Source organism: Bacteroidota bacterium (assembly GCA_018692315.1).
In the GTDB taxonomy this organism is placed as follows: domain Bacteria; phylum Bacteroidota; class Bacteroidia; order Bacteroidales; family JABHKC01; genus JABHKC01.
In genome coordinates this window covers 1-11,283 of sequence record JABHKC010000124.1, presented here as the reverse complement: position 1 = coordinate 11,283, position 11,283 = coordinate 1, and the positions used below count along the sequence as shown (strand labels likewise).

The 11,283-nt window shown below is 33.1% G+C and carries 6 protein-coding genes; 1 reads left to right on the top strand and 5 read right to left on the bottom strand.

Annotated elements, in window-relative coordinates; genetic code table 11:
• From HN894_09735 to HN894_09715, 5 genes are all read right to left on the bottom strand, one after another.
• Positions 1-276: hypothetical protein (locus HN894_09735; GenBank protein MBT7143609.1), on the bottom strand; the 276-nt coding region annotated here is incomplete at its 3' end.
• A 433-nt stretch (positions 277-709) separates the two neighbouring features.
• Positions 710-2,257, bottom strand: a complete 1,548-nt coding sequence (locus tag HN894_09730; protein MBT7143608.1) for a PAS domain-containing protein — start codon at positions 2,255-2,257, stop codon at positions 710-712.
• 308 nt (positions 2,258-2,565) lie between these two features.
• Entirely contained in the window at positions 2,566-3,894 is a 1,329-nt protein-coding gene (locus tag HN894_09725; protein MBT7143607.1) for a sugar porter family MFS transporter, read from the bottom strand.
• A gap of 2 nt (positions 3,895-3,896) precedes the next feature.
• Positions 3,897-6,560: an ROK family protein gene (locus HN894_09720; protein MBT7143606.1), complete on the bottom strand. Its 2,664-nt coding sequence runs from the start codon at positions 6,558-6,560 to the stop codon at positions 3,897-3,899.
• An 86-nt stretch (positions 6,561-6,646) separates the two neighbouring features.
• Positions 6,647-10,147, bottom strand: coding sequence for a hypothetical protein (locus tag HN894_09715; protein MBT7143605.1), 3,501 nt, complete (start codon positions 10,145-10,147; stop codon positions 6,647-6,649).
• 733 nt (positions 10,148-10,880) lie between these two features.
• On the opposite strand from HN894_09715, the gene HN894_09710 reads away from it, so the two are divergent.
• The gene (locus HN894_09710; protein ID MBT7143604.1) at positions 10,881-11,198 is read left to right on the top strand and encodes a hypothetical protein; all 318 of its coding nucleotides are present in this window, start codon (positions 10,881-10,883) and stop codon (positions 11,196-11,198) included.
• Positions 11,199-11,283 lie beyond the last annotated feature (85 nt).

The following is an 11,283-nucleotide window of genomic DNA, read 5'->3' as shown; positions in this document are numbered from 1 at the left end:
TATTTGAGCTAAATCTTTTGCTAAAGGTTTAGGCATTAATACACAATCGAAGCTACTTAGTATTTCTTCTCTACAAGCAACTCGCCCTGATGTTAGTTTAGCCAAAATATCATTCCCCATGCCAAATCTCAATCCATAATCCTCTTCAAAAGTAATTTGACTTCGTAAATTCTTGGGAATTCGTTCTATATGCTCCGGGTGAATTGGTACCCGTTTCTCATTTTCTTTTAGCGATTTTCCAATCACTCCAACTGTTAATAATTGTGTTTTATCCATATTTCAAATTTTAGCTAAATGTGCGCACTTTATTATGCTGTATAACAAAAGTGCAGGCTCCAGTTCTAAATCCACCAAATAGGAGGTGTAAACACAATTGTAATTTTTTTATATCTATATGCTTTCTTGAACTAAACCCAAGCCAGCTAATTCAGTAATAATTTCATAAATTCATATTTATTAATTTATTAAAATATGTAAAGATAGAAAAAGAAATGAATTATCTGTAAAAGAATTGCCTGAGGTATATAGCAAAATTCAAAAATGCACTTGGTGAGCAAGTATACTGAAATACTATCAATTTGGAAAAATGATTATCAAATCTTACCTAATCATCGAAAAACAAAACGGCAATTTTTCTGCATTCTTTGTGGCTCATTTGAGTTTTAAATCATATGATGTTAGCAGCTACTATTTCCTTACAGCAAGTATTTTACCTTAATTCATCTTTTAATAAAGGAATTGTAAAGATAAATGATGTGCCTTTTCCAATTTCACTTTTCACCCTTATTTTACCGCCATGTCTTTCTACAAAATCTTTACATAAAATTAAACCAAGACCAGATCCTTTTTCACCTACTGTTCCTTTTGTTGAGATGTTTTTGTTTGTGCAAAATATATCATCAATTCTTTCTTTTGGGATTCCTACACCTGTATCTGTAACAGAAATTTCAAGAAAACCATTTTCTTTTTCAGCTGCGATTGTAATGGTCCCGTTTCTGTTGGTGAACTTAATTGCATTTGAAATTAAATTTCTAAAAATAGTTGCAATCATATTTTTATCTGCAAAACATACAGCTTCTACAAAAAATGTTTCTAAAATCTGAATGTTTTTTCTGTATGCAAGCTGTTGTAAACCATCCAGAATACCTAACAATAGAGTTTTTAAATTTAACTTTTCAGGTGAAAATTTAATTTTCCCGAATTGTGATAATGACCAGGAAAGTAAATTTTCTAACAAATTAAAAGCCATATTTGCACTAAGATTAACTAATTTAATCATTTTCTCACGTTCTTCAACGCCATACTCTTTATGTTCTTTCATAAGAACTTCACTAAAACCTAATAAAGTATTGAAGGGACTTCTTAAATCGTGTGCTATTATCGATAAGAATTTATCTTTTGTCTCAATTGCTTCTTGCAATTTATTTTCTTTTTCTTTTAATTCTGTAATGTCAGAAACTGTGCCTATTGAGAGGATGGGATTTCCTAATTCGTTATATTCTGTATGGCATTTCTCCAACACATATTTAATCTTACCTGATTTCAATAATAATCTATGCTCTATTTCGTAATCTGTTTTATTTTTTAATGAGCTAGTATATGCTTCATTTACCTTATCTCTGTCTTCAGGGTGTATGTTGTTTAAGAATGCTTCGTAAGTTGCGTCAAACTCTTGCGGTTTTATGTCAAAAATACGATATATTTCATCAGACCACATTAATTTATTGTTTACTATGTCTAATTCCCAATGTCCGAGTTTAGCAATTTGTTGTGCCTTTTTTAATCTTTCTTCGCTTATTTTAAGCTTGTGTTCTAATTTCTTTTGACCTGTAATATCATCAATTGTCAACAATACACATTCATTATTATTTGAATTTATTATGGCAGCTGTTACTAATATATTTAGTTTAGTTGTATTATTGTTTAATACAACATCCAATGTTCCTTCAATTTTATAATTTGTTTTCTTTGTTAAAAAAGTATTACTAAAAATATTTCTTACTGCACAATGAACACAATTCTTTCCAATCCCACATACTGGTTTCCCCTCAGCCCATGAATTGATACAATTAAAAACTTCACCGGCTAAAACATTCAAGATATCCTCTTTATTTTTGCCTACCATTCTAAGTCCGGATTTGTTGATATTCAGAATTTTACCTTCTTTGTCAATTAACATTAAAACTACTCCGGCATTATCGAAAATTGCATTATATTCATTAGAAAGATAAAGTGATGATTTATTTATATAATCCATTTTTGTTTTTTAAGTAAGTGTAAAAGTATAGTAAAGAATAGTAGTCGATTGCGGGCATAAATTCTACCAATAATTTCCATATTTATCATATTGCTAATTTAACATATTGTTAACAAATTTAAGAAAATAATTTATAATCTGATTAATTTGTGAATTTTCGTAATGAAAACTCAAAATGTGCGTCAGATTTGAGTTTCCGCAAATTTTTATTCTTGAGCAATAGCAACAAGCTATTTTATCGAAAAAGAATATAGACGGTCAAATATGATGTGCAGCTTGATCTTGTAGTAGAAATATTCTTGAATTATTCAGGCCAATTGCTTTTCAATATCTTCAAGGCTCATATTTTTGGTTTCAGGAATATAGCGTTTCACGAAAAAGAATGCAATCAGCGTAATTCCTGCAAAAATAATAAATGCTCCACCATTGGACCATGCATTAATTCTTGGAAAGAACTGTGCAATAAGAACATTAGTTATCCATAGGGACAGTGTTGCAATAGACATAGCTGTTCCCCTTACTTTGGTTGGATATATTTCTGAAATTATGATCCAGGTTACCGGTCCATATGAGAATGCAAAGCATGCAATAAATGCAGTAATAAGAATAATAATCAGGAGTGTATTTTCCAGATTAAATAAGAAATAGAAACCGCACATTACTAAGGATATAAACACTCCAATTATCCCTGAAAGTAGCAAAGGTTTTCTACCCCATGAATCTATTTTTAAAATTGCAATAAATGTAAATAACACATTCACTATTCCAATGGATACCTGTCCTCCCAATGAATCGCTTAATGTTAATCCGGCATTACTTAATATATCAGGTCCAAAATATATTATGGCATTAATTCCGCTTAGCTGCGAGAATGCAGCCAAAGCAGCACCTATAAATAGTAAGAATAACAATGATTTATTCCTTAATAATTCAAAAATATTTCTGTTTTCTTTTTGCTGTAATATAGAATAGCTAACTTGATTATTTGCTTCATCTTTATGCAAATATCTATATAGAATAGCTTTTGCTTCCTCAATTCTATTCTTTGATAGCAGCCATCTTGGGCTTTCCGGAATAAATATGAGCATAATCAAAAACAGTAGTGCCGGTACAGTTTCAGTAGCAAACATCCATCTCCATACATCTTCATTTTCCTGAGGAAACAAATTAACGATGTATGAATTGGAAAGGTAAGCAGAAAGAATTCCTATAGTTATTGCCAGTTGATATAATGCAACTAATCTACCTCTGAGTTTTGAGGGAGATAATTCAGCAATATACATTGGCGATAATATTGAAGCTAAACCAATACCGGTACCACCAACTAATCTGAATATAATCAAGGTGGTTATAGATTTTGCTAAGGCACATCCTATTGCAGAAACTGTAAAGAATATTGCTGATGCAATTAAGATCTTCTTTCTGCCAAAAAAATCACTAATTACACCGGCTAAGGCAACTCCTATTACACATCCTACAATAGCTGAACTTACAAACCATCCTTCTAGGTCAACACCTAAAACGAACTCATTACTCACTAATCTGATGGTTCCGGAAATTACTGCTGTGTCGAATCCAAATAACAGTCCACCTAAAGCAGAGATAAAACTTATTAATATTACTTTCCTTTTAGTCATTTCTATACTTTTTCAGATTTCACAAATGCTTTAACTACTTTGCACAGAGTGTTATTTTCGTTTATCAATTTGTACGTTCCACATGCAGCAGGAACAACAAAGGTTTCAGCAAAATTAAATCTCTGCTTCATTCCATTTTCTGTTTCCAGAATAAGAGAGCTTCCTTCAACCAACATCAGAATATGGCATTGATTATTTGTTTGAACTTCAATTATTGCATGAAATTCATACCTGTGCACATCATAAAAATGTTCTTTATGTGTAGGCAAATGTATCAGCTTCCAATCTTCTCCTCGCTTAATCACAGCAGGGATTGAAATATGCTCTTTGTTGATTACATCTCCTTTTCTGTTGAAATCCAGATTTTTAAACCCTCTTTCAATATTTAGAGGCCTTGGTTTTCCTTCAAGATCAAGTCGTAGCCAATCGTATAATTTAAAAGTGAAAATATATGGCGTGGAGCTAATCTCAAGTACAAGATTATCTTTTCCGGAACCATGAATAGTCCCACCCGGAATTAGAAACAGGTCATGTTTATTTGCTTTTATAGAATTTACATATTTATCTATATCAACCTCAGTTGAATTTTTAAAACTATAATCAAGTTCAGTTCTTAATTTCTCCGGATTAACATTTTCATCAAAACCAAGATAAACTTTGGCATCGTTTTTCGCATCAAGAATATAATAACATTCATCCTGAGTGAATTTTTCTCCAAACTCTTTCACAAAGTAATCCTGTTGTGGGTGTACCTGAACGGATAAGTTTCCTCCATCAAATGTATCAAGGAAATCAAAGCGTATTGGAAATTCGTTGCCGAAGCGACCAGCGGCTTCCCCTAATACATTCCGATATTCCTGAAACATTAAAAAATCAAATGAAATCTCAAGCATTTTACCATTATCATTAAGCAATAAACCGTTTTCAGGAACTATAAGTTCGAATGACCATGCATAATTTGGCACATCAATATTCAATTGCTCAATATTATTTATCATCCATGTACCACCCCAGGGACCGGGCTCAAACCATGGCCGTACTCTGAAAAAACTCTTACTCATTTTATTAAGGCTATTACGCAGGCAATCTCCAGTAGTCCAGAATGGCTGCTCTGGTCTTTGGTCATCAATAATAATATCAATCTTTGGTAATAATTTTTGTTTATGCTTGTTCAACAAAACCCAATCAACAAAATAAAAACGCTTGTACATTTTTTTTGCATCAATGGCTTTTTCTGCACCAAGATTGCTTATAGCACCTGCCCGCATTCTAAACTGCAATTCATTTTTGGGAATATCAACATATAATAGTGGAGCATCCCATTTAACTAATGCAGCACCCGAGCCATATAAAATATTTATATCTGCATCGTTGTCAGCTTTAATCTCATTTAAGTATTCCAATTTGAAATAATCTTCAAACTTTAATGAGGTTCTTGTCCCAAAAATTGGGTCATCACCACCCAGAAATGGAGCTATTAGTTTATCAATTTCGCTAACATCCTTTATGCCGGCAGAAACATCATACCATAAAACTTTTAATCCTTTACTGTACAATTGTAAGCTTAAATTTTTTCGCAGGTCATCCCAATTAACGCCCACATAACCATCTATCACAATAGTTTTATGCTTTTCAATATAATCTGCTAATTTACTATATCCTGTCTTTATTGAGTTTTCAGGAACTTTAAATCCCGGATAAATGTCATAATTCCCACTTTGTGTTTGCCTAACTTTTTCAGGAATAAGAAACTGTGTAGTCTTTCTATTATTTGATTTCACTTTAGTTTGATTAATTGTGCTTATGGCGGCTCCGATTATTGAAGATTGAGAATCTGTATCTGCCTGAATAATCGGTGTTTCTAAATATCTGCTTAAGTTATTATTTAGTGCAGGTGCAAAAAACTTCCAGGCTTTACTAATATTTCCTCCTATAATACAACATTCTGCCATTTCAGGCGATAGATGATTTTTCATAAAATAAGCAAGATTGTTTCCAAATTCCTCAAAGATAGCCATAGCATTTTTATTGCCACTTTCAGCTAAGTCAAAAAGTTGCTTTACATTTTCTATTCTCTCTGAATATTTGTTGTTATAGGTATTTGCAAACCAAGGCGTTGAGAAATAATTATTGGCTATGCTTTCTTTAAAGGGAATATTATAAAGCATCTTAGATTGTGGAACTCCATCATGAACATATGTACTCCCAAACCCTGTACCCAAAGTCAAGGCCAAGATTTTTTTGTAGTTAGAGTTATACTTCTGATGATACTCACCTAATGCAAATGCTGCTGCATCATTAATAAAATGTATGCAATCAATTTTCAAATTAAGCCTGTTACTAAAATATTGTTTGATATTAATCCCCAGAAGTTGTTCGTATTTGCCAACACCAAACATCTTGGATACTCCATTCTTATAATCGAAAGGTCCCGGTATTGCAATGCCAATACTTTTTACACATCCCTTTGGAATATTGAGTATAGTATCATTTATTAAATTGCTCCAATCATTTAATATCTTAAAGGCCGACTGTTTGGCATCTATCGTGTATTCACGGTAACTATTTTTTATAATTGAATAGTTTTTTGCATTGACAAGACATGCGGATATATGAGTCCCACCAATATCAACTCCAACAATAGTATTTGAATTTCTTTCACTCATAAGCCCTTAAAATTTCTTGAGTTTTGCACATTCTCATTTTCCTCAATAAGTTTTATATCACTATATTTTTTTGTGTATAGCTCTGTTTATTTTAATAATTCTTGTAATAGATTCACTAATAGTCTTGCAGCAATTGGGTCTTTATAGCCCAAATTTGTTTCCATCTCAGAAGCAATCATTCTTCCTTTTCCTTCCTTTATTTCTAAGAGAGGAATGCCGCTCATTTCATATAAATAAGATTGTCTATCCTTGCCTAAACCTGTATGCGGTCTAATGTAATTGCATAAGGATTTCATATTTTTTGTGTCTTTCAAACGGTATGAGCGCCGGCATGCTCTGGGTAATTCATTTTCTTCTTGATGCCACCACGCTAATTCCATCGGTTCAATATCATTAAAAGTACCATGTTCCTGGATGTGCATGTTTACTACTCTTCCTTTTCGCTCATAAATGGATTCAACTTCATTATAGTAAATCCATTTTAAATGTTTCCCTGGATGAATTAGCAAAACATTTGTACCATTATTGCAAACCCTCCTTACATCTTCCCAATTGTATGGTATTTCATTTTCGATATCAAGATTGGCTACTATCAACAGGTCTGCTTCTATAATTCGTACTTCTGTTAAATCTTCCATTTTTTGATATCTAACATTTAGGCTATCAAGTACATTGAAAGTTTTTCCGCTCAAATCGAAAACAGCTATTTTCTTATCAGTGAACTTTGAATTGCCTTTAGCCCAATCCTTGGTGGTTAATAATATATCATAATCATTTTCTGATATTAATTTGTCTCCGGATTTCAGTTCTATAACAAGTTTACATGATGATCTGGGATGTGGTATATTTTCCGGGAGATTGATTTCGCACTCTTGCCACTGTCTGTCATAATGTTTTACAATGGCAGTTTGTTGCACTCCTGAAGATAATACCTGATTGTTATGAACTACTTTCCATTCAATTGTTGATAGAGGAATGTCTTCCCCTTCGGTATTATTATTTACAATACATATCCTGGGTTTTATGTTTGTTCCTGCATAAAAATTCCTGCCAAATAATTCAGCAGAAATCAAAACTGGACTCGCTGCCTTTTTTACAGCATCATAAACCGGATAGGGCTTTATTCTATTCTCATCATAAACATTTTTAAACCAACACAGATTTGCAAAAAGCAACACACCTGCAGTTTCCGGGCTAGTTCTTCTTATAGCTTCATACAACTCCTTTGTCATAAAAGCATGCCTTTGTAATGTATGCTTAGGATTTTTTTCTTCATATGCCCAATCGCCAAGCCAGGCCTGGGGCACGTAATTGTTAAACAAATATTTTCGATTATAATGACCATTGTCATTATTGGTGTATCCTGTTGAAGTTTCCTGACTGAAAAAGATACGATCGGGATTGGCTCCGGGTGACCAATATATTCGTTTTGCCCATTCTCCATTATACACCTGAAAAAAATCTCTGTTATACCAATTAAAATAAACATGCCTGTCGTCTATATCTCCATCATCAATATCATGAGGTTTTAGATTTTTATCATAATCGGCTTTTATCCTTCCATAACCTGAATCTGCTGAAACCAATGTATTGGGAGATAGTTTTCTTATTTCCCTGATAAGCTCTGAAATGATTTTCCATTTTTTCAGCCGTAGTTCCGGAGGATCATTATGGTAAAACATGGTAAAATACATTTCATTATTGATGGTCCAAATGAAGAGGGAGGGATGGTTACGATATTTTTTTACCAGAGCTAACATTTCTTCTTTCCAAATTTGGAGCAGTTCCTCCGATGGAATATTACTAATCATAAGCCATGGCCAGCTGCCTTCATAACTAACTCCTACTCCTTGCTTGTCTGCCGCATTCATCCAAGCTTCTGTAAATGGACAGCCATGAGAACGAGTAATCATCTCATTTCCATCATGCATCAATTTAAAAAATGTATTGGCTAAGCTTGGATCATTTGGAGCGATGCCACATGGAGGATGATTAGCTCCCCGAAGCCAATAGGGATTTCCATTTAAAGAAAATTGATTCCCAGTTTTTCCCACTGTCCTGAAACCAATAGTGGTTTCAACTTCATCAATCAATTCATCCTGCCTGTATATGTAAGTTGCCAGTTTATACAAATTAGGTTTTTCAGGACTCCATAGTTTGGGAGAAAGCTCAGCGGTTTCATAATTGAATATTATAGTTTGTCCGGGATTAATGATCTTTTCTTCAGTTTTAGAAAGAGTATAAAATAGTTCTCCTGTTTGCAGATCAAAGATCTTAAATTTTGCTTCTATTTTTTCGGCGGTGGGGTTATCATTTTTTATTTCAAGTTCCAGCTTGGCTCCATTCATACGTGTATTTGCATATACATCATTAATATGTAGTGCTTGGCTTGCAATAAGTTTAACTCCCTGCCATATTCCTCCTTCATCGCCCCTGAACATTCCGTAGGGCAAAGAGTTTAGCATTTCGTTTGTAATGTCAACGGAAACAGCCTGAGTAACTTTTTCATCTGCATCGGCTGCTTTTTCATCTTTCCTTACTACTACTTTAACGGCAATGATGTTTTTCCCACGATGTAAATATCTGGAAATATCATACTCAAAATCACCAAACATTCCAATGTGTCTTCCTGCAAGTTGTCCGTTTACATATACATCTGCAATTTTTGATACTGCATCAAAATGTAGTACCCATTTTTTGCTTTTAACATCGACAGCTAGTTCAACCGCATGTCTGTACCATGCCGATTGTGTTTTTTGATAGTCAAATGTGAATGCATTGCATCTTGCTTGTTCCTTCTCCCTGTAGTTGTCAGAAATGCCACTTCCGCTGTGTGGCAGGTGAGAATCCTGCAAATGCAACCAGTTTCGTACAGGATTCCAAAAGCCAGGCACATTCATTATATGCCATTTGCTGTCGTCTGTCTTTTCTGCATAAGGTTCGTCATCTTCTTTCACCTCATAAGCAGGCAAAAACAACCAATCACCATTTAAGAATACCTCAGTTCTTGTACTGTTTATTTCTTCTATTTTTTGTGCTTTATACTTTTCCCTTTGATTTTTTCTTTTCTTTTCTTTTTCTTCGGAAGATAAACGAAGTGAATACTTTATGCTATCTTGTGCATAATGGTCAATTTTTTCATCCGAGAGTTCTACAATTTTTAGTTCTTTGTATTCCGTTTTTAACCATCCTCCCCCCAGTACTGAACTTCCTTTCGTTAAATAATTGTCATCAAAAGCTACAATTCTTGCTTGTGTTTCATCATTAAGGTAAACCCTAATATTTCCCTCCCAAAAAACAACTTTCAAGTGGTACCATTCATTTGGTTTTAAATCAAAATCTATTGACTCTAATGCCAGCATTTTGTTATTAGCACCAGACTGATATTTGCAGAGATAAATATCCTGGTTGTTACCTCCCCGTAATCCTAAAGAATACCTGTTGTCCCTATCCTTGTATCCAAATCCTGACCATAACTGGACATCATCTTTTTCCAATCCTTTAGCAGAAAACTCTAATATAAAGCGGTTGGGGTTTTCCTGCTTTAATGCAATAAAGCAATCTTTAATACAGAGACTATTTGTCAACCATTCCACTTCGCCCCGCCCAACAATATTTACATTTTTGTTTTGTAAATCAAGGTTTTGTGCAATCAGACTGTTTGCACATAAAAATATTATAGCTATAATAAGATATTTTGAAAAATGCCTAAGCCAGTTAATTCAGTAATAATCTCGTAATATCATCTTTATTAATCTATTAAAATATGTAAAGATGGAGAAAAAAAATTAATTTTCTGTGAAAGAATTGTCTGAAATATTTGGTAAAATTTAGAAAATACTTTTGTTGAGCAAGCATTCCGAGCAAGGAAACAAGAAAAGTATTGCAAAAATCTATTAATTGGCTACACCTCTTTTTTCAAATAATTGAAAAATCCCTGACAGATATGCCGTCAGAGTATCAACTCAGGGATGGGATTAAAGGAAAAAAGATAAAAAAAGTTTGCCAACTATCAGAATTCTTTTATTTTTGCAAAAGTAATTTTAACATTTATATAATGCGAAGGCAATTAATATTAGAACATAAAACGAGTAAAACAACAGAAATTTACACACATGTTTCAGAAAATAATTTCAAAAATTTTAAAAACCCGATAGATTACTTTGAAATATAAAAAAACAAAAAGGTGTTCATACACGCCCAAATTGGTTGTGTATGTACACCTTTTTCAGAGGATAAAAGAGATATATGAACAATTGTTTATATACAATCGTTGATCAGCAATTGGGCTGATGAATTTATTATTTAAAAAATTTCAGGATGAATATGAAAGGAGTTTCTTTTAATTTAGAATTGCAAAGTTTACGCTTGCAGCGTTCGAGTGTTTCACACTTGTTACGTAAAACGTCAAGACTTTGCAAAGGTATGATTTTTTTTGAGAAAATCAAGTACCTTATAAAGAAACGTATTGCGGATTCCTCCGTTTGCTTCATTGAACGAGTTCATACACCAATGTATAATCCATTAAATGAAGTATTGAAATTTTTATATTTTAAAGCGGTATTCATCAGCCCAACTGCTGATAACATCATAGGATTTAAGGCTCAGTTGAGCCAAAAAAAAATGCGAAAAAGTTGATATTTTTTTCGCATTTTTTTTGAAGCTATAATGTATGGATACTTCCGCTCAATTGAGTTTTAAATCATGTTGGGCTAAGCCACTG

What these genes read in the sequence shown, in the direction of transcription:
- HN894_09720 (MBT7143606.1), bottom strand. Translation starts at nt 6,560, where the DNA reads ATGAGTGAAAGAAATTCAAATACTATTGTTGGAGTTGATATTGGTGGG.
- HN894_09725 (MBT7143607.1), bottom strand. Translation starts at nt 3,894, where the DNA reads ATGACTAAAAGGAAAGTAATATTAATAAGTTTTATCTCTGCTTTAGGT.
- HN894_09730 (MBT7143608.1), bottom strand. Translation starts at nt 2,257, where the DNA reads ATGGATTATATAAATAAATCATCACTTTATCTTTCTAATGAATATAAT.
- HN894_09710 (MBT7143604.1), top strand. Translation starts at nt 10,881, where the DNA reads ATGAATATGAAAGGAGTTTCTTTTAATTTAGAATTGCAAAGTTTACGC.